The sequence below is a fragment of the Marinicella marina genome (assembly GCF_030065545.1).
GTDB classification, from domain to species: domain Bacteria; phylum Pseudomonadota; class Gammaproteobacteria; order Xanthomonadales; family Marinicellaceae; genus Marinicella; species Marinicella marina.
The window spans coordinates 58,122-77,936 of record NZ_JASJNC010000002.1; the positions used below are offsets into that span (position 1 = coordinate 58,122).

The 19,815-nt window shown below is 45.5% G+C and carries 17 protein-coding genes; 12 read left to right on the forward strand and 5 right to left on the reverse strand.

Annotated elements, in window-relative coordinates:
* Positions 1–3 precede the first annotated feature (3 nt).
* The 3 genes from QNI24_RS02980 to QNI24_RS02990 are packed head-to-tail and all read right to left on the reverse strand — an operon-like array spanning position 4 to position 3,665.
* Positions 4–1,329, reverse strand: coding sequence for a hypothetical protein (locus tag QNI24_RS02980; protein WP_267174799.1), 1,326 nt, complete (start codon positions 1,327–1,329; stop codon positions 4–6).
* Positions 1,330–1,342: 13 nt separating this feature from the next.
* The gene (locus QNI24_RS02985; RefSeq protein ID WP_267174800.1) at positions 1,343–3,079 is read right to left on the reverse strand and encodes a phospholipase D-like domain-containing protein; all 1,737 of its coding nucleotides are present in this window, start codon (positions 3,077–3,079) and stop codon (positions 1,343–1,345) included.
* Entirely contained in the window at positions 3,072–3,665 is a 594-nt protein-coding gene (locus tag QNI24_RS02990; RefSeq protein WP_267174801.1) for a 4'-phosphopantetheinyl transferase family protein, read from the reverse strand. The genes QNI24_RS02985 and QNI24_RS02990 overlap by 8 nt, the downstream gene beginning before the upstream one ends.
* Positions 3,666–3,670: 5 nt before the next feature.
* Here QNI24_RS02990 and QNI24_RS02995 point away from each other — a divergent pair, with 5 nt between their 5' ends.
* Complete coding sequence (locus tag QNI24_RS02995; protein ID WP_267174802.1) at positions 3,671–4,801, forward strand: class I SAM-dependent methyltransferase; 1,131 nt, start codon at positions 3,671–3,673, stop codon at positions 4,799–4,801.
* Between the two features lie 85 nt (positions 4,802–4,886).
* A complete protein-coding gene (folE2, locus tag QNI24_RS03000) occupies positions 4,887–5,807 on the forward strand; it encodes a GTP cyclohydrolase FolE2 (protein WP_267174803.1) in 921 nt (306 codons plus the stop codon).
* 335 nt (positions 5,808–6,142) lie between these two features.
* Here the strand turns inward: folE2 and QNI24_RS03005 are convergent, their stop codons facing one another.
* Entirely contained in the window at positions 6,143–7,579 is a 1,437-nt protein-coding gene (locus QNI24_RS03005; protein ID WP_267174804.1) for a gamma-glutamyltransferase, read from the reverse strand.
* Positions 7,580–7,678: 99 nt separating this feature from the next.
* On the opposite strand from QNI24_RS03005, the gene hemL reads away from it, so the two are divergent.
* Both hemL and QNI24_RS03015 read left to right on the forward strand, forming a co-directional pair.
* The gene (gene hemL, locus QNI24_RS03010) at positions 7,679–8,953 is read left to right on the forward strand and encodes a glutamate-1-semialdehyde 2,1-aminomutase (protein ID WP_267174805.1); all 1,275 of its coding nucleotides are present in this window, start codon (positions 7,679–7,681) and stop codon (positions 8,951–8,953) included.
* A gap of 2 nt (positions 8,954–8,955) precedes the next feature.
* The gene (locus QNI24_RS03015; RefSeq protein ID WP_267174806.1) at positions 8,956–10,851 is read left to right on the forward strand and encodes a DedA family protein; all 1,896 of its coding nucleotides are present in this window, start codon (positions 8,956–8,958) and stop codon (positions 10,849–10,851) included.
* Position 10,852: 1 nt separating this feature from the next.
* Here QNI24_RS03015 and QNI24_RS03020 read toward each other — a convergent pair whose 3' ends face one another.
* Positions 10,853–11,608 (reverse strand): hypothetical protein, encoded by a 756-nt coding sequence (locus tag QNI24_RS03020; protein WP_267174807.1) that lies wholly within the window; start codon positions 11,606–11,608, stop codon positions 10,853–10,855.
* A 98-nt stretch (positions 11,609–11,706) separates the two neighbouring features.
* Here QNI24_RS03020 and QNI24_RS03025 point away from each other — a divergent pair, with 98 nt between their 5' ends.
* From QNI24_RS03025 to QNI24_RS03060, 8 genes are all read left to right on the forward strand, one after another.
* Positions 11,707–12,561 carry a substrate-binding domain-containing protein gene (locus QNI24_RS03025; protein ID WP_267174808.1) on the forward strand — a complete coding sequence of 285 codons (855 nt, stop codon included), beginning with the start codon at positions 11,707–11,709 and terminating at the stop codon, positions 12,559–12,561.
* A gap of 89 nt (positions 12,562–12,650) precedes the next feature.
* The gene (locus QNI24_RS03030) at positions 12,651–13,988 is read left to right on the forward strand and encodes a hypothetical protein (RefSeq protein ID WP_267174809.1); all 1,338 of its coding nucleotides are present in this window, start codon (positions 12,651–12,653) and stop codon (positions 13,986–13,988) included.
* Complete coding sequence (locus QNI24_RS03035) at positions 13,975–14,931, forward strand: hypothetical protein (RefSeq protein ID WP_267174810.1); 957 nt, start codon at positions 13,975–13,977, stop codon at positions 14,929–14,931. The genes QNI24_RS03030 and QNI24_RS03035 overlap by 14 nt, the downstream gene beginning before the upstream one ends.
* Positions 14,932–15,175: 244 nt before the next feature.
* Complete coding sequence (speD, locus tag QNI24_RS03040; RefSeq protein ID WP_267174811.1) at positions 15,176–15,667, forward strand: adenosylmethionine decarboxylase; 492 nt, start codon at positions 15,176–15,178, stop codon at positions 15,665–15,667.
* Complete coding sequence (gene speE / locus QNI24_RS03045) at positions 15,664–16,527, forward strand: polyamine aminopropyltransferase (protein ID WP_283708487.1); 864 nt, start codon at positions 15,664–15,666, stop codon at positions 16,525–16,527. Before speD ends, speE begins: the two co-directional genes overlap by 4 nt.
* Complete coding sequence (locus tag QNI24_RS03050; protein WP_267174813.1) at positions 16,524–17,723, forward strand: type III PLP-dependent enzyme; 1,200 nt, start codon at positions 16,524–16,526, stop codon at positions 17,721–17,723. Before speE ends, QNI24_RS03050 begins: the two co-directional genes overlap by 4 nt.
* A gap of 1 nt (position 17,724) precedes the next feature.
* Entirely contained in the window at positions 17,725–17,919 is a 195-nt protein-coding gene (locus QNI24_RS03055; RefSeq protein WP_267174814.1) for a hypothetical protein, read from the forward strand.
* A gap of 154 nt (positions 17,920–18,073) precedes the next feature.
* On the forward strand, positions 18,074–19,813 hold the full coding sequence (locus QNI24_RS03060; protein WP_267174815.1) for an OPT family oligopeptide transporter: 1,740 nt from the start codon (positions 18,074–18,076) through the stop codon (positions 19,811–19,813).
* Positions 19,814–19,815 lie beyond the last annotated feature (2 nt).

Sequence of the window (19,815 nt, forward strand, 5' to 3'; positions counted from 1 at the left end):
TGTTTATCGGGTGATGCTCATTGATACCACATCATCACGCATCACTGTGATGGTGGCATTACCCCGCATGTATTTTGAAACAATGGTCAATTGTTTGTCATTGATGGAAGACAGTTTGCCAAAAATGGGTCGACCTCGTTTGGTTCTTACTTTGATGTTTTGCCCCACTGCTTGTGACCAGTCACTGACGGTCACCTCATTAACGCTTTTGCCAATGGTGGTGGTGATGGTTTTGAGCAGCTCTTTGGGTTTGTTGGCTTCGGCTTCCAAGCGATCTGCCTCTTCTTGCTTGGCTTGCATTTCAGCCCGCAAGGTTTCCATGTCTAAATTGATGTAGTCGATTTCAGAGAGGACAATTTTTTGGTATTCGCTCTCTCCCAGAGCGGCCTCAATATCAATCAAGGCATAATAGTTTTTCTGACTCATTTCCGCTATTTCAAATATGTATCTGGGTTCACGCAGATCAAAAATGGCATTGAGCTCGATGTCCTCGGTCAGTAATCGTTGGTATTGGTTGCTCAAAAAAGAGGACATTTCTTGGCCAGCAAAAACCCGCAAATATTTTTGTATCTCCTCAGCGCTGTTCAGGCGGTACGCAGCGAAGGATTCTTTGTTTGCTTTTGCACAAACATCGTTCCTCTTTTTGTTGAAGCCTTGGTCGGCATGGTAATAATACAAAGTATCAATCACAGTGTCATTGAAGGAGATGCGCTCAACATCACTGCTTCTGGTTAACGTGCCGGACCAAGCAATGAACCAATTACTGGGGCTGTTGATGTTGAGGTTAAAATCGATGTGGTAATCATCGACCAAGGAATAACTCAACTCCAAATTGAAATTGGGGTTTTGTGGCAGTATTTGTTGCCATTGTGCATCACTGAAACTGGGTCCAACACCTTCACCACATCCAAAGGCGCCGAGGTAATTGGCTGCCATGGGCCAATAATTGGCGCGATTGATGGCAGTCTTTAAGTCTCCGTTACCAGGGTTGACCCGCGCGTTTTGGAAAGTCATGGTTAAGTTGGTGGGGATGTGGCTGAGCAAACGAGATGAGCCAGAAAACAGCAGTTTTTTCATGTCTGTATGCACTTCAATGGCATCGATGCTGATGGTTTGTTGATAACCTGTGGGTCTGAAAGTTAAATTTTTGATCACCACCTCGCCATTAAGAGAAGTATCTATGCTTTGATGTGACCATTCTCCCAGCTCATTTAAATGGGACAATAGGCCCTCTGCAAAGAACTCGCTGTTATGAGTGATTCGCCAATACGGCAGACCAATTAATGCAGCAATGATGACAATGGTTATGATTTTATTGGTGTTGTTCATTTTTAGTTTCTCGTTACATTACTGGTTCAGCAAAACCAGCAAAAGCAGATATTATTATCGTTTGAATTTGCTTAGAAGACAAATCAACATTGGGAAAATTGCCAATTGCTTCATAATTTTGGTAAAAGTCAGGGTGATTTGGCGGCACTTCAGGAAAGCCTTGTTTCAGTTTGTAGCTGGTTGAATAGCGAAAAGGCCAGATGTCAAAAATGGGTAACTTTCTAGAAATTGTGGCAATGAAGCCGCTGATGTGACTGAAAAATGGAATTTGTTCCTTAGCCGCAACCACCCAACTGTTTTCATCGGTCATATCAACTTGAATTTTTTCTGACAGGGCTTTGGCAAATGCTTCGCTGTGAATCACAAAGCCAGATTCAGTATTCAAAACATCAGAACGGGGGTCAAAGTTGTGAGAACCAATCATGGATATGTAATCATCTATAACAAAAGACTTGCTGTGCATGCCAAAGCGGGTTTTTTCATCAATCACATGAGGCGCAAAGTCCTCGGCCACTGTGCCCGGCCGGTCCTTGTATTCATAGATTTGCATGCCCAATTTTTTCAGATAAAATCGTTTGTATTTGTAGGAGATGGCATAGACATAATAAGCATCAGTCGAAGCCAGTGAGTTGGTCGAAACCAGCAATTCTAAGTCGGGAATTTGTCGGCGTAATTTTTTCAGGGTTTTGCGGGCAGGCCGACTGAAAATCAAATAAGGCGTTTGAATCAGTATTTTATGCTTGGCCTCGGCAAAAAATGTGTGGATCCTTTGGGTCAGTTGATCATTGGCTTTGCGTGCCTTTTTGTTGAAGGGTTTGTCGTGGGTGTCGCTGAAATATTCCACCCGCTCAACCTCGATGATGTCATCGAAAAAAGTATGCTTGATGACATTTTGATTGGTGGCTTGTTCTAGGATGCTGTTGGCCTTATGGGATAAGGGTTGCTGCCAGTCTATATTTGACCGTTGACCGTTCAAGATGCGCTCGCTGACATCTCTTAAGTGTTCCACAGGAACCACATGTGGGCTTTGCCAATAACTCCTGAAAGAAGTACTGATATCATCGACGACAGGTCCAATGGCCATCACATCACGGTCCTTGTAATTAAAAGATTCATCCCAGTCGTAATACCGGCTTTGGTAATTCCTGCCTCCTACGATGCCATATTTGTTGTCAACGATGAAGGCCTTGTTGTGCATGCGTTTATTCAGTCTTGCCATACAACAAGCCATGGCACTGAAAAATTCAAAAGCCGAAGTATGGGCGTCCTGGAATACTGGATTGTAAAGTTTGAACTCTAAATTCTGATGAAGGGTAGCAATGTCGGTGACCAACCATGAATTTCCCATGGAAAACAATTGATCGATGATGACTTTGACTTTGACTCCGCGCTTGGCTGCTGCCAGCAGTTCTCTGATCACCAGATGACCGGCTTCATCATTGACCCAGATAAAACTTTGAATTTCTATGGTTTCGCGCGCGGCTCTGATCAGGTGCAGTCTGGCCAACAGGGACTGTTCTCCATGCTCCAGCAAAATCATGCTATTTAGGGCTTTGTTTGTCGCTAATTCAAAAGTATCAGCAAACGGTGATGCTATGGAACAACGATCGGTTTGTTCGGTAGGACAGGTAATAGTGGCATCTTTTTTAACTTGAACGACTTGCTCAACTTTTTTGATGGTTTCGGGGGTGACATGACAAGCGCTGAGTACCACAGCAGCCAATAATGTTGTCCAAATGTTTTTATTCACAAGCTTTTTGTAATATTCCAATGTTATTCAACCAAATGTCTTCAATGACTTGGGTGGCGGCCACACTGCAAGCAAATCCTTTGATGTTGGGTAAGGTTCGCATGTAAACAGTTTCGCCGTGTTGGGTTTTCAATTCGGCACCAGACAGCACAGAACGACGCAAATAAGACCACAGTGTTCCGCCATCTAATTTACACCATGCCTCTTTGCGCGTCCACAGTTGATAAAAATGGTCCTCGTAGCTTTGTCCACTGAATTGATCAAGGAAATTGATTTCATCCTGATGGAAATAACGGCGAGCTAATTTGGGTAGCTTTTCTCGGTCTTTCATTACCTCAACATCAATCGCTATTTCATAGCCCTCTGTTACCACGTAGGCATACAAGTTAGCACTGTTAGAATGCGAGAAAAATATCGAACCTTTGACATAAGGCTTGCCATTTTTATTGGTTAAAATGTCCACCTCAACCGAAGTATTCATCGTGTTTTGTAGCAACTGTTGTAAAATGGCATCCGAGTGAGGCTTGGCCTCTGTTTTTTGAGAATATGGGTTGTTATGCAACCAAACACTGAGTTCTGAAGCCATTTAATATGTCCGATTCACTGGAAAAAATCAAAAGCTCATTGCAACATAAAATCAGTACACAAATCAAACAAAAAGGTGCGATTAGTTTTGCTGAGTTTATGCGAATGGCCTTGTATGAGCCTGGTTTGGGTTATTACAGCGCTGGTTTACATAAATTTGGTAAGGCAGGTGATTTTGTGACGTCATCAGAACTGGGCGATCTATTCGCCCAATGTCATGCCAGCTGCTTTGCTGAAATACTACCAACAATAAGCAGTCCAGTGATTTTTGAGCTGGGTGCTGGCAGTGGTCAGTTTTGTGTTGATGTTTTATTGGCCTTGGATGAGCTCAACTGTTTGCCTGATGCTTACTGGATTTTCGAAGTCAGTGGCGCGTTGAAACAAACCCAACAAGAAGCGGTTAAGCAGCTGCCAGCAGCATTGGCTGATCGGGTCAAGTGGTTGCACGCACCACCTGATGAGGTGTTCAATGGCATCATATATGCCAATGAAGTGCTCGATGCGTTGCCGGTGGAAGTGTTTCGCTTTAAACATGATCAATATCAGCGGCTGATGCTGACCGATGAAGCGGGTCAATTGACAGAGACTTGGGATGATTTCCCCGCTGATTTGTCAGCACAACTCACCCAGAAAGAGTTGCAGCTGGCAGCGGGCTACCGCTCTGAATTCATTCCCAACCTTTCGGCTTGGTTTGCATCTGTGGTGAAAAACCTGCAACAAGGTGCGGTATTAATGGTTGATTATGGTTATGGACGTCCAACCTATTACCATCCTCAGCGGCACACCGGCACCCTGGTATGTCACCGCCGCCACCAAGCCAATTTCAATCCATATCAGGATGTAGGCTTACAGGACATCACGGCTTTTGTGGATTTTACGGCCGTGGCAGAGGCCATGGAGTCTGTGGGTTTGACTGTTTGTGGTTTCACTAATCAAGCCGATTTCTTGCTTAACAACGGCATTGATAAGCACCTCGATGCCGATGGTGAGTACCAAACTTACTTTCAACAAGTAACAGAAATGAAGCAATTGGTGATGCCTGAGGAAATGGGCGAGAAGTTCAAGGTCATTGCTGCGCACAGGAATTTACCACTGAATTTGTCCGGCTTTTCAGTGAATTATTGGCAAACCCTATAACTTAGCCATGCATTCATAGCCAAATCATGCTTGAATTTGTTAAGATAGGGCGCATTATAAGCATTACCCAGCAACAGTCAGTCCAGTGTTAGATTCAACCAACCAAACCCCAACCTTGCCAGATATTGCCGCAGAAGAGAAAGCCAAAGTCGGTGGCCAGCTGCAGTGGGTTGGCATGAGTGATATAGAAATGCCATTGGTATTGAGTGCCGATGCTGCAATTCCAAATTCAGTGGCTCGAGTCAGGGCCGAAGTGTCCTTGGATGATGAGGTGTCCAAAGGCATTCACATGTCACGTTTATACTTGGCTTGTGACGAAGTTTTCAGCCAACAAAAAATTGATTATGCAGTGTTGACTGAATTAACTCATCAGTTTCTTCGCACACACCATGAGTTGAGCAGCAATGCCTTGATTGAGGTTGAATCTGAAGCTTTGTTGCGACGTCCGGCCTTGGTCAGTGAATACGCTGGTTGGCGCTCATACCCCATTAAGTTGACGGTGGTGCAATGTCATAAATCGGGAATCAGTCAGTATTTAAGTTTTCAAGTGACTTACTCCAGTACCTGTCCGTGTTCAGCAGCGCTGGCCAGACAGCTGATACAAGAGAACTTCAAGCAAAATTTCGATGCAGAAAATTTTGACTACCAAGCGGTGGTTGATTGGCTGGGTTCAGAGACTGGCATCAATGCCACACCCCACTCACAACGCAGTTCTGCAGTGATTAAAGTTAAATTGGATGAAGCGCAACAGCAAGTGCCGCTGCAGAAATTAATAGACTTGGTTGAAAACGCACTTCAGACTGCGGTTCAAGCAGCCGTTAAGCGGGCCGATGAGCAAGCATTTGCTTTGAGAAATGGTCAGAATTTGATGTTTTGTGAAGATGCTGCACGCCGAATCAAGCAGGCTTTGATGAAAGACGAGCTGGTGAAGCAGTTTCACCTGCGGGTCACCCACCACGAATCACTGCACCCGCATGATGCCACGGCTGAAGCGTACAGCGAATAAGTACAGCGAATAAGTACAGCATGACTGCTAGTAAGTTAAAATAAAGACAAAATAATCATTGCTTTATTGATTTTATGCACATGGTGTCATGTTGAGGTCATAAAACAAGAATTTACTATATATATCTAAAATTCCACATCCACATATCCGTGTAAGTTGTTGATATTTAACGGCCTAATCAATATGGTTAAAAATTAACCATTCTGTCTGTGCAATCGACTGGCTGGTCTTGTTGGGCTTATTTTTGATACTTATTCACAAAGTTATCCACAGCGATTGTGGATAAAGACATTTTGCTTCATGCCATCATTGGTGGGCGGTTGTGTTGGTTTGGTTCAGCGGCCCGTGATACCACAACCGTTGCGCCTGAAATCACTTATGGCTGAAGTTGTTGTGCCACTCTGTACGGCATTGACACCACCAAAATACAAGTTATGGTTATGCCATTGGGAGTGAATCGGGTTGGTCTTGATTAACTGCTCCATTATTTGTGCACTGAATCCAGGCTCTAAGTCCAAGTGGCTGTTTTCATAGTGCATTCTCGGTGCTTCAATGGCATGTTTGAGGTGTTTTTTACCATTCACTAAGTGGTTTATGACCTGAAATAAGGTGGTTTTGATGCGATTGGATCCACCGGTACCCAGGGCGAACTGTGCATTCGGGCCCAGCACCAAGGTCGGAGACATCATAGAGCGCATGCGTTGTTTTTCCTGCCAAGCAAAAAAGCCATGGGTGTTGATGTCTTCTTCGCCCAAAAAGTTATTCAGCATAAAGCCACAATCACCAACAATTTGGCCATTGCCTTCGCCGTTTGAAAGGGTCAAGCTGGCCAAATTACCCTCGCCATCAGCCACGCTCATGTGGGTGGTGCCTCGGGATACTTCAGCCAGTGGATTGCGTTTGAGGTCATCGGCATGCTGCATGGCTTCCAATACCGCGAGCTCATCATGGCGGTTTTTTAATCGGCGTAATTGTTCAATGATTAAATATCCGCCACTGCTGGGTTGTGGGTTGGTTAAAATTTGATATGAACCGACCGTCAATTCCAATGGGTTGCGGATTTGACATTGGTAGCTATCAAAATCGACTTGACTCAAAAGGCTTCCTTGGTTGGCGCTCAGCTCGGCAGCTATTTTTCCTTGATAAAACCAAGCGTGGTCGGACTTTGACAGGCTGTCAAGAAAACTTGCCAGCTGTGGATTTTTCCAGACACTGCCAGCATTGAACCCTTTGAATAATCCTTTACATGTATCGTTTGATTCAATGATGGGTTTAAGTATCATCGCCACATAAGCTTGTTGGTGATTGACGGTGATGCCTGTATTGGCTGCATCTATGGCCGGTTGAGCGATATCAGCCAATGGCAATGAACACAGCGACTCATGGATGCTGAAAATGCCAGCAGGCACGGCAGGCACAGCAGCCGCAGCTCGGCCAATGTGAAATTCTTGTTGGCGCGGGCCAAAATCCCCCATGATCGGATAAAAATCCACATCATCGATGTCAATGCTGGCGGCCGAGCGCTCAGGGGTATCAGAAAAAAAGTCTAAAACTTTGGGGCTTTGTTGGGGGCCAGAGGCAATTAAGAAACCACCGCCACCGGGTGAAGATAAAAGTGGCTCAGCCACAAATGACATCATCATTGCTGCCAAAACAGCGTCAAAAGCATTGCCACCTTGTTGTAAGATTTGGTGGGCTGCTGCTGTGGTTTTCTCGTGTCCGGATGCCACTGCATGCGGCCTTTGAGATGAAATTTTGAGCGATTTTTTCAAAATGAATATGGCGGGCTAAAATGACCATTGTATGTCATCCCAAAATCATGTCAAAACCTTTATAATAGCGGTTCATTTAATCGATGCCCAAATAATAAGATGGATAACAACCACAGCCTATTCACCAAAGCACAACAGTTCATTCCCGGTGGCGTAAACTCACCAGTCAGGGCCTTCAAAGGCGTTGGCGGTGAACCTTTGTTTATAGCCACAGCAAAAGGACCCCATATGTATGACGTCAATGGCAAAGCCTATATTGACTACATAGGCAGTTGGGGGCCAATGATTGCTGGTCACAGCAATGAAGAAGTATTAGAGGCCGTTCATCAAGCGGTGGATCGTGGCTTGAGTTTTGGTGCACCGGCTGAGGCCGAAGTCACGCTGGCTGAACAAATCTGTCAAATGATTCCATCGATCGACATGGTGCGCATGGTGAACTCAGGCACTGAGGCCACCATGAGTGCGATTCGTTTGGCCAGAGGTTTTACTGGACGCGATAAAATCATTAAGTTTGAAGGTTGTTACCATGGCCATGCTGATTCATTTTTAGTGAAAGCAGGCAGTGGTGTTTTGACTTTGGGTATCCCCGGATCACCAGGTGTACCTAAAGCGGTGGCTGATTTGACTTTAACAGTGCCTTTCAATGACTTGGAGGCCCTCACTGAAGTGATGTCGGCAGTCGGTGATGAGGTGGCAGCCATCATTGTTGAGCCAATCACCGGTAACATGAACATGATTGAACCAGCAGCCGGTTATTTGCAGGGCATGCGAGATTTGTGTGACCAACATAGTTCGGTGTTAATCTTTGATGAAGTCATGACTGGCTTCAGGGTGGCCAGGGGCGGTGCTCAAGAAGTCTATGACGTGAAACCAGACCTGACCACTTTTGGTAAAGTCATTGGTGGTGGTTTGCCGGTCGGTGCTTTTGGAGGTCGCCATGACATCATGAGTTACATTGCGCCATCTGGGCCAGTCTATCAAGCAGGTACGCTATCTGGAAACCCATTGGCCATGGCAGCAGGTTCGGCGATGATGAAAATTGTTTCTCGCGATGGTTTCTATGAGCATTTATCGCAACAAACAGGCAAGTTGGTTAATGGTTTGCAAGCGGTGGCTGATGAGGCGGGTGTGCCTTTTTCAACTTGTCACAAAGGCGGCATGTTCGGCATGTATTTTCGCGATCAAAAAGCCGCTGGCTTTGCAGACTTGGCTGAATGCGATGAAGATCATTTCAAACGATTCTTCCATGCCATGTTGGTGCACGGCGTTTACCTCGCGCCTTCTGCTTATGAGGCGGGTTTTGTCAGTTCTAAACACAACGATGACATCATTGAACAAACATTAATTGCTGCTAAGACTGCCATCAGGGCCTGATTATGGAGCCAACCGGATGGGTTAAGGACGTTTACGATTGGATTCAAGCCAATCCTAATTGGACTGGCATACTCATCTTTTTGTTTGCTTTCACTGAATCCATTTTATTGGTTGGTATCATTTTTCCAGGTGCCGCATTTTTGGTTAGTCTGGGTGCCTTGATTGGTCTGGGTGTGTTGGACTTTTACACCGCATGGATTTGGGCAACATTGGGGGCCTTTTTGGGCGATGGCATCAGTTTTTGGATCGGTCACAAATACAAACGTAAATTGTTGCAGATTTGGCCGATATATAAATTTCCAGACCTGATTCAAAAGGGTCAAACATTCTTCGCCAAACACGGCGGTGTCAGTGTCTTTATTGGTCGTTTTGTGGGGCCAGTCCGGCCCATCATACCGGCCATAGCTGGCATGATGGGGATGCCGATAAAACGTTACGTTGTAATCAGTTCAGTGGCTTCTGTGTTGTGGGCGCCGTTTTATTTATTACCGGGTATGTTATTCGGCACGGCGATGGAAACCATGGCTAAAGTGGCAGTCAAATTGTCTGTGCTGGTGCTGGTCTTGGTGGTCATGATTTGGGTGGTTTACTGGTTAATCAACTTCATTTATGCCTTACTCGTGCCCCGTACGTATCAGTGGTTGAGCCGCTTATTGGCCTGGACTCAAAACCATCCGAAATTGGGTCGCCTGACTTCTGGATTGGTCGATCCCAGACAGCCTGAAAAAGGTTCTCTGGCCATGTTGGCAGTGTTGATTTTGGTGTTTTTGATTGCCACCATTTGGTTTGCTGCCATCAATGACACCATGCTGCGCTGGAACCAAAGCACCGAGTCATTTTTCTTCGCTTTCCACAACCCATGGACCTTGTTGCCGATGAAGTGGTTGTTATTTTTGGGCCATGACATCAGTATTTTAGCGGTCACATTGGTGGTTTCACTCTGGTTGGCTTATCGCCGATTGACCTTGGTCTTACAACACTGGTTGGTGATTTCTGTTTCGGCTTATTTTTTCTCTGTTTTGATCTGCTTGATTGGTCATGATGATTGGCACATTTGGTCCTCACACCATGTGTTTTGGTTCACTTCTGTGTCTGCTTTCTGGGCGATATTGGTGGCCGGTGCCTACCCGGTTAAATGGCGCAGCTGGCCTTATGTAGTGGCTGGTGTGTTGATTATCATTTATGCTTTCAGCACATTGTTTTTCTATCAAATGAATTTGGCCATGGTGGTTCTATCGGTACTGACAGCCAGCATTTGGTCGATGTTGATTGGTATTGCTTATCGCACCCACAGTCGCAAGCAGTTTTTGGGTTTACCAATCAAAATTTCCTACATCACCACCACATTGCTGATGCCATTGGTGGCTTGGGTATTATTTTCCTCGGCCACTGTGGTCAACAAACCGGTGTGGCTGCAACAACAAATGACTGCCAAAACCACTGGATGGGCCAACAACGGACAACAAACCTTGGACATTACCTTGGTTGCCAGCTTGAATGATTTTGAACAACAAATGCTGCAAGCCGGTTGGCAAACTGTACAACCCAGAACTTGGGCCAATGTTTATCGAGCCATGCAAGTTGAACCCGATGCCGAAGATTTGCCGTTGTTTTCATACGTCCATCGTGGTGAAGTAGAGCGATTGTTGATGAGTAAACGCCAGGGTGATCAATTAATCGCGCTGCGGATTTGGTCTGATTTGGGCGCAGAAGATGAGTATTATCGTGGCTCATTGACCCTGCACAGCAGAGACACCGATCTTTATTTATTCAACCATTGGGGTTATGAGGCCACACAGAAAGACAAAACAATACTGACATCGGCTTTATCAGGCAGTCAATTTGTGGTCGACAGGCTAGATGATGAATCTCTGAGAGTGATACAAAAACGCAAGTGAGTCAATCAGTGGTGATGAACTGTAGGCTGAGGTTTTTGTCAAAAACCGCCTGATACCTGGCATAGGGCAGGCTACCAATATTGTCCAAAACACTTTGCACTTCACTGTCTAATCCTGAACCATTGAAACAGTCTTCCATCAGTTTAGTTTTGAATGGCACGCCGCCAGGCATTTGTTGTAACTCAACCGAGCAACTGCCTTGGCCTGTTTGATTCTGCCACACACCTTTGAACAGCAAGACCAGTTGGTTCAAATAACGGGTCAATGTGGCGTTTTCATTGTTGAGGTACTGTTTGTCTTCGTCATTGGTGAAGGTGGCGTAGAACAAACTGCGGTAAATTTGATCGGCGAATAATTGGCTGCTGACTTCCAACTGCTTTGGATTCAAGATGACAGCACTGATGGTCGGTTTCAATACCAAAGTGTCATTGATAGTCAGTGTCAGGTGCATGCTGTCGCGCTCTTCGAAAAGGTTACCCTGCAGCACATAACGAATGCCAGCAAATTGCCACCCCAGCATGTTGTCATTATCCTGTGGTGGTTCATAACGCAAAGGCATGCTGAATAGGCCAGTACTGGAAAGTGCTTTGATGATGTGGTTTTCTACTGTGACAGCTGGGCTCAAGCCATCGCCATGGTAGTCAAAAGGCAACACCACAAAGTGGATGGGTTGGGTTTGGTCACCGACAATCAACAACTCAATTTCAGCCCTTAGGGTTGAACTCAGTAGCAGTGAAATGAGATAAATAATGCGCATAAGCTGAATTTTAGCACAATGAATTTAACGCCTTGAGCAGGGCGTCACAAAGTGCTTGGTTGAAAATGCTACAATGCGAATTTTTATTGAGCCTTATCATGACCAGACTCAGAATTGGTGGCGTACCAGAGCATTATAATTTACCGTGGCACATGGCCAGAAAATCTGGCGAATTACAAGCCCAGGGCATCCAGCCTGAGTGGACCGATTTTTATGAAGGAACCGGGGGCATGATCCAAGCGATTAAGAACGATGAACTGGATGTGGCGGTTTTACTCACTGAAGGTGCCATTTCAGGGATTTCCCGCAGTGCCAATTATAAAATCGTGTCGTTTTACACCGACTCTCCCATCATCTGGGGTATCCATGTGCCAGCTGATTCAGACATAGTTGATGTCAATGAAATTTACCACCACCGTTACGCCATCAGCCGATACGGCTCAGGTTCACATCTGATGCCTTATGTTCACGCCAGAGAAAAGCAATGGCCGGTTCACAAACTTCAGTTCCGCGTGATCAATAACCTAGATGGTGCGCGCATGGCTTTTCGTGAAGACAAAGCAGACGTATTCTTTTGGGAGAAGTTCACCACCAAACCATATGTTGATAACGGTGAATTCAGGCGCATCGGTGAATGTCCCACACCGTGGTCTTGTTTTGTGGTGGTGGCCAGTCACCAAACCTTGGCACTGCATGCCGATAAGGTCAAAACTTTGATTGAAGTCACTTTGCAGCATGCACAAAAGTTATATCAAGATCCCAATCGGGTTTCAATCATCGCTGATAAATTTGATTTGTTGCCAGAAGATGTTGAGGCTTGGTTTGAATACACCAAGTGGGCTAAAAAAATTGAACTAAAAAAAGAAGTTTTGGCCGAAACCACTGAGACTTTGAAGGATTTGGGTTTGGTGCATCAAAAATTTAAGGTGGAACAAACCTACCATGAGTTGTAAGTACACCATCAATAAGTCGATACTTATTCGAAAAATGGGCATTCAGTCATACTACTAAAAGAATATACCCATGCCATTAAGGAGCAGATATGGGGTTAAAACACCTCACACAATTAATTTTTATTGTTTTACTGGCAGCCGTTATCTGGTTTTGGCAAAGCAGTCCTGATGGTCAAAAAAACCTGACATCAGCGAACACAATCAGTCGCCAAGACACCGAGCCAAACAGTCAAAATGCAGTGCAGCCCGTTGACGCAGCGATGCAAGCAACAGCAGCAACCACTGAGTGGGCGCTTGATGAGGCCGATGTGGTAACAGCCAAGGAACGTGCGCTGACCTATTTGGATGTTTATCGCATGTGGCGAAAATTCAGTGGCTGCCAAGAGTTTTTGTATCGGCTATTGGAGGAGGAGCAGTTTGATCCGGTGGCAGCATTCAGTGCCAGAATTCGAGCCGAGCAAAAAGCCACCAACCCCCAATGGCCATCAGCCATCCAAATCAAAGCGGTGGTTGAACATGCAGCATCATGCCAGTACCTTTTGCGTCAAATGCAGGCTTTGAATTTGTATCAAAAGTCTGATGATGACAGTTTGAACCCGACCTACATCCAACTCAGAGATCGGTTGCGCCAATACCTGTCAGAAATGACACCCAAATCGCCCAAGGAGATGGCGATTGCTGATGCTTTGAGTTTGGCTGCAGCATGGCAAAACGCTTTTGATGCAGTGCTTGAGGCGTCCAAAGGTGATGACACTGAACAGCCCCCTGAAGTGATGGAATTAGAAGCGCAAGTGGCCTCGCTTGAACAGGAGCGTCGTGGTCTTATGGCCATTGACAGAGCGATGAGAAGCCAACAAGAATCTGACCGCATTCATGAGATTTGGATTGAAGTCAGAGGGCTTAAACAACAAATCATCCAAGGCAAAAAAGTCAATTTAATACAACGAAATCAAGCCATTGCGGCTTTTGAGTTAATCAATGCACAGATGTTTTTGAAACTGCGCAGTCAAGATCCTGATGTGTTTTTTGAGGTGCAAACTGCTTTAGAAATCAGCCAGCAAAACCTTTATGCATTTGGTTATTCACCGTATAAAAATATCGGTAAAAATAAGGTTGCTTTGCCTTTTATAGAATATGTATCGCCAGGTGAAGTGATCAAAAACGTCATTGGCATACAAGACAACCAAATCTTTGCCAGAGTCATCAATCATGCCACCAAAATTTATCATTGTGAACTGGGTGCTGATTGCGGGCCAGCTGGTCAGTGGAGCCCGATGTACTGTCATTTGGGTTACAGTTTTTTTCATGAAGCAGCCTGCCAGGCAGACTTAGTGAGCTTTTATCAGGATGCCTATATGAGCGAAAACCAGTGGCAAGACGTCCAGTATGTTGTCAATGTTTTGAGACAGACCTATGCAGCCCCTTAAGTACCTTTTTCTGGTGGTGATGTTGGCTTGGGTGGTCATCATTATCCAGCGCGATAAACTGTTTGAAAGCAATGATCAACGGCAAGTGATTGAGGCAGAAGTATCACCGCAGCTTAACCAAGACAACGCAGCAAATAAAACCCAAAGGGGTGTTAATTTGGCTGCTGAAGAAAATACCGAATTCAATACATTGGACATTATTGCGCCCGATATACAACAGCCAAAATCGCAACAACCCGAGTCTGAACGAGATGCAGTCATGCTTGAAATCAGTGAGCGGCAATACAGTGATGATGCCTACGTCGAGCTGTATGCGCTGCGGGGTATTTCAAAACTTTGCTCTGAGACCGATGCCATCGAAGAGTGGATGGATTCTTCGTTGGGGTACATGACTCCTGAACAAAAAAACATCATGGGTGGCGTCAAAGTCAAGTGTAAATCTCACAATGCACAATACCCCACAGTCAGTTCATTGAGCAGCGATGATTTGATGAATCAAATCAGCCCCAACAGCCAGCTGGGACAGCTGTTAAAACAACGCAAAAACGATCAAGAGCTGAGCAGGGCGGAAAAAGGTGAATTGGCCGAGCGTATCTTACTGGCAGCGATTGAAAGCAAAAACAGTTTCATTGCCATCGAATCATCCTTTAATTATTCTTTCGGCTATCAGGCTTATAATAATTCTGCACAGGCACTGAAAAGTAATGATCAGTTATACCTCTCGCAAATCAAGCAATTGGCTGTAACCCATATGGCTTGTGGTTTCACCCCAGCAGAGGCTTGTCAACCAGACGGCTATTTGATGGTCATCATGTGCGCCCAACAGCCCGATTCATGTGGCATGGATTACTACACCTGGTTCCAAAATAACACCTTGCCGGGCATGCGCCAAGATGTCAATATCATGATTGATTTCCTCCAGAGCCAGAGCCAAGTAAGGTAATTTAAATCATGCTAAATTGTTTGAGGTCTCCACACCATCCCCCCAGCGTAAATCCATAGTCATTCCTAATTGATTGAACCAGCAATTTTTTTATTGCATTTCATGGGTGCTTTGTGAATAATGCGCCAACTTTTTCTGTTCGCCTATGTTGAGCAGTTTTTTTTGCAAGGCTGCGAATCAACGTCAGCCGCTTTTTTTATTGTGAAATTAGCATTCACAATGTTTTTTTAAAGTGGAAAAAATCATGTTAAAAAACCCTTATTACCAGCACCATGATGCTGATGAAAATGACTCATGGGACCAAAAAGCAACTGAGAGCCAGTTGTCCTGGCCCTCTTTTCAACAAGATGCGGATGATGATCGTTTGGATCATTTCATTCACCGTGACGGTAAAGTTTTTGCTGGCACCCACTTGATCATAGATTTGTGGGGTGCATCAGGTCTTGATGACTTGGTGCAGATGGAAGCTGCAATGCGCTTGGCTGTTGAAAAATCAAAAGCAACATTGCTGCACATCCACTTACATCATTTCACACCGAATGGAGGCATTTCAGGAGTGGCCGTATTAGCAGAATCTCACATCAGTGTGCACACTTGGCCAGAAAAGAACTTTGCCGCTTTTGATGTATTCATGTGTGGTGATGCAGAACCTGAGCAAGCGGTTGAGGTTTTTAAATCATTTTTCAAGCCATCCTCTTGTCAAGTAGATAACCTCTTGCGCGGTCAAATTTCATGAACCGCCCAGAGATGAAAATAGAGCGCTTGTACCCTTCTTGGGGCCAAGCGTTCAGTCCCGAGAAGGTGCTTTTTGAACATCAAACTGAACACCAACATTTGGTGATTTTTAAGAACCAACAATGGGGTAAAGTGATGATGTTAGATGGTGTGGTACAGACCACTGAGAAAGATGAGTTCATTTATCACGAGATGATGACTCATGTGCCGATGTTCAGTCACCATAACCCACAAAAGGTATTAATAATTGGCGGTGGTGACGGTGGTATATTGCGAGAGGTGTTGAAACACCAGTCAGTCAAGCACGTTACTCAAGTGGAAATTGATCAAGCTGTAATCGACATGTGCATCAAATATTTACCTAATCATTCAGCTGGAGCTTTTACTGATGAACGGGTTGATGTGGTGATTGATGATGGAGTGAATTATGTCAGCCGATGCAGCCAGAAGTTTGATGTGATTATTTCTGATTCAACCGACCCAATAGGGCCCGGTGAGTCACTATTCACCTCAGAGTTTTATCATGGCGTACAATCTTGCTTGGCCGATGATGGAGTGTTTGTGGCCCAGAATGGTGTCAGTTTTATGCAACTTGATGAAGTCATTACCACCCATAAAAGACTGAGTCCTTGTTTCAAAGACGTGGGCTTTTATGCTGCAGCCGTGCCTACCTATGTTGGTGGCATCATGACTTTTGCATGGGCCAGTCAAAATCCAACTTTGAGGCAGTTCGATCTCAGTCAACTGGAACATAAGATTCAGCAAGCTGCTATCAAAACCCAATACCACACAGCTGCCATACACCAGGCCAGTTTTGCATTGCCACGGTATATTTTAACTGCCCTTGGAACATCGGTATGAACCAGGTCCAGGAGCTCAAAGCGCACTTTGCTGAACAGGTTTACCCCGATCAACTGGGCAATTACTCGCGCCGCAAACTGGCTCAGTTGGCGGCACAACACGGCACCCCAACTGTGATCATCGACCAAGACATCATCACCCGTCAGTACCAGAACCTCATCAAGGCTTTGCCGCAGGTGAAGATGCGTTATGCCATCAAAGCCCTGCCACACCCTGAAGTGGTCAAGCATTTGGCTCAACTGGGTTGTGGTTTTGATCTGGCCACTGCCGGGGAAATTGAATTATTGAGAAGCCTGTCTTTAGATGCTGCTGACACTATTCATACCCACCCCATCAAAAAGGATTCGGAAATCCGTCACGCCATCGAATTCGGCTGTCAATACTTTGTGGTGGATAACAGCCATGAATTAGATAAGTTCATTGCCTATAAAGATCAGGTTGAACTGTTGATTCGGGTTAATTTCCGCAATCAAGATGCGGTGGTTGATTTATCACGGAAATTTGGTTGTGAATTAACCAAGCTACCGGCGCTGGTGGCCCAGGCCAAATCATTGGGTATCAACATCGTGGGTTTATCCTTTCATGTGGGTTCACAGGTACCGGCACCCTATGCACATGTAGAGGCCATTGAACAGTGTCTTGATGTGTTTGCCAACATGCCTGAGGTGAACTGGAAAATATTGGATATCGGTGGCGGGTTTCCCATCGAGTACACCGGTCCCGGACCAGTGATTGAAGATTTTTGTGCGCCCATCAACGCCGCTTTGCAGGCAGTTGGTAGTGAGGTTGAGGTTTTGGCTGAACCGGGTCGGTACATTGCTGGGCCCAGTGCCATCCAACTGCTGAGTGTGGTAGGGATGGCGCAACGAGGTGCGCGAACCTGGTATTACCTCGATGATGGCGTTTATGGTGTCTTAAGTGGCCAAATGTTTGACCATGCCAAGTACCCCATCGCGCCATTAAAATCTCATGACATGACCCAGGGTTTGATGCCCAGTGTTCTGGCTGGACCGACATGTGACAGCATTGATGTGATTGATGATGACATTGTTTTGCCACCATTAGAAATCGGTGATATATTTGTAGTAACTCAGGTGGGCGCCTACAGTTTGGCTTCAGCCACCGAGTTTAATTTATACCCTAAGGCCAATGCCCTGTGGTTAAGTGGCCAGAAGGAATTAATGGCTGGAAATTAACATGAACAAAAACGAAAAAGTCATCCTGCAGTGTGCCGATTGTGATCACAAGTTCAAGAAAACCATCAAATGGTTAGAAAACACCCATCAATATGAATGCGCTTTTTGTCATTCAGAACTGGATATTGATGAAGTGATTAAAGACATTAATAATCGGCAAGACGACAAAACCACATTCTTGATATACCAAAAATAAGTTGAAGCCCTCGGTGCCCGAGTTCATGGTGGTTACTATCTGTTTTAACTGTTGATGTTTGGCGTGAACGGACTGTGGCGTGAGTTTTGGGTTATAATTTTTTGATAAGCCGGCGTGCCAACGTCAATAAAACAATAAAAAACGGGAGCAATATATGTCTGATTCGCAGGTAACTGCTACAGGCCCAATCACGCGTGGCGCGTATCCGGAACTGACGCCACATGCGGTGCTGGTGGGCTATTTCTTGGGTGTGATTTTAGCCATTTCAATTGGTTATGCATCACTCAAATTGGGTTTTTCTATTGAGGGTTCTGAACTGGCCGCAATACTGGGTTTTGGTATTTTGCGGGGGATATTAAGGCGTCGATCTATCATCGAGAACAACGTTGCTCAAACAGTGGCCTCAGCTGTCAATGGCGCATCATCTGGTATGATGTTTTCAGTACCAGCTATTTTCATTCTTGGCTATGGCTTGGAGTTCAATCCCTATGTGTTAACTTTCGGCGCGATTGCCGGTGCTTTTTTGGGCATCGCCTTTATCATACCATTGCGAAAACAGATGATTGACTTCGAGCGGCTGACCTACCCTGGTGGGGTGGCTGTGGCTTCAATTCTCAAATCACCCGGTGCTGGCATCAAAAAAGCCATGTTGTTGGTCGGTGCCATGGTGGTTTCCGGTTTGGTGCATGTTTTGAGTCTATACACCGGTGTTGAGTACTGGCCTTTATTCGAACAATTGGGCCTGCCTGACTACCTCAACGGTACTTGGTATTTGTCTTTGATGACCATAGGTGTGGCTTTCATTGCCGGTCGTGGCGGTTTGGCTTTTATTATAGGTGGCTTTGTTTGTTATTGGTTCATAGCGCCAATGTTGGACTTGACCAATTCATTCCCGGTGGTCGATGGAGTAGCTGTTACTGATCCAAATCAATTGCGTTTGATGCTGTTCAGACCCACAGGCATTGGCATGCTGATTGGTGGTGCAGTGATTGGTGTGTTGTTTGCGCTGCCATTGATTAAATCTGCAATCAAATCGATGCAATCCTCGGCCAAAAAAGAGGCGGCCATGAGTAAGGATGAACTGCCCATTAAACTGTTATATTTTGCGGTGGTAGGTGCGGCTATATTGTTGGGAGTTATGGCGGTAACCTCTGCCCAAGAAGTGGGTCTGATTCGCGGTATCATGATGGCAGTTTTAGGTACCTTGTGGATCTGGATGGCTGGTATTATTTTATCCGAGGCCATAGGTCGAACCAATTGGTCGCCGTTATCAGGTATGACGCTTATTGCAGTAACGCTGCTGATTATGATCACCCAAACCTTCGGTGGTATGAGTACGGGCTCGGCCATTGTCGCTGCGGTAACAGTTGGTGCAGCTACTTGTGTGGCGATGAGCCAAGCCACTGATTTGATGTTGGATATGAAAACCGGTTACTTGGTCGGTGCCACACCCAGGCAACAACAACTGGGGCAGTTTTTTGGTGCCTGGTTAGGCCCCATCGTTATCATTATTCTGATATTCACATTAGACAAGGCGTTTGGTTTGGGCGGTGATGAATTTCCGGCGCCACAAGGCCAAGCTTTGGCTTCTATGGTGCAAGGCATAACCGGTGGTGATGTGCCCTCTGAAAAATACTTTGCTGGTGCATTACTGGGTGGCTTGTTGAGCTTGCTACAAGCTGGCTTGGGCATCACCGTTGGACTGGGTTTTTATCTGCCGTTTGAAATTGTTTTGACTTACGCCTTAGGTACTTTGTTGCGTGAGGTGGTGGATCGCACCAAAGGCAAATCATGGTCAGAATCGGTGGGTATTCCCATAGCGGCTGGTCTGATTGTTGGTGAAGCTTTGGTTGGTGTGGGTAACGCCGTTTATGTGATTTCAACCGCAGGATAAGG

Coding starts and splice junctions, on each gene's coding strand:
- QNI24_RS02995 (WP_267174802.1), top strand. CDS start 3,671: ATGTCCGATTCACTGGAAAAAATCAAAAGCTCATTGCAACATAAAATC.
- speE (WP_283708487.1), top strand. CDS start 15,664: ATGAACCGCCCAGAGATGAAAATAGAGCGCTTGTACCCTTCTTGGGGC.
- QNI24_RS03050 (WP_267174813.1), top strand. CDS start 16,524: ATGAACCAGGTCCAGGAGCTCAAAGCGCACTTTGCTGAACAGGTTTAC.
- QNI24_RS03055 (WP_267174814.1), top strand. CDS start 17,725: ATGAACAAAAACGAAAAAGTCATCCTGCAGTGTGCCGATTGTGATCAC.
- hemL (WP_267174805.1), top strand. CDS start 7,679: ATGGATAACAACCACAGCCTATTCACCAAAGCACAACAGTTCATTCCC.
- QNI24_RS03020 (WP_267174807.1), bottom strand. CDS start 11,608: ATGCGCATTATTTATCTCATTTCACTGCTACTGAGTTCAACCCTAAGG.
- QNI24_RS03035 (WP_267174810.1), top strand. CDS start 13,975: ATGCAGCCCCTTAAGTACCTTTTTCTGGTGGTGATGTTGGCTTGGGTG.
- QNI24_RS03015 (WP_267174806.1), top strand. CDS start 8,956: ATGGAGCCAACCGGATGGGTTAAGGACGTTTACGATTGGATTCAAGCC.
- speD (WP_267174811.1), top strand. CDS start 15,176: ATGTTAAAAAACCCTTATTACCAGCACCATGATGCTGATGAAAATGAC.
- QNI24_RS02990 (WP_267174801.1), bottom strand. CDS start 3,665: ATGGCTTCAGAACTCAGTGTTTGGTTGCATAACAACCCATATTCTCAA.
- QNI24_RS02980 (WP_267174799.1), bottom strand. CDS start 1,329: ATGAACAACACCAATAAAATCATAACCATTGTCATCATTGCTGCATTA.
- QNI24_RS03030 (WP_267174809.1), top strand. CDS start 12,651: ATGGGGTTAAAACACCTCACACAATTAATTTTTATTGTTTTACTGGCA.
- QNI24_RS03025 (WP_267174808.1), top strand. CDS start 11,707: ATGACCAGACTCAGAATTGGTGGCGTACCAGAGCATTATAATTTACCG.
- QNI24_RS03060 (WP_267174815.1), top strand. CDS start 18,074: ATGTCTGATTCGCAGGTAACTGCTACAGGCCCAATCACGCGTGGCGCG.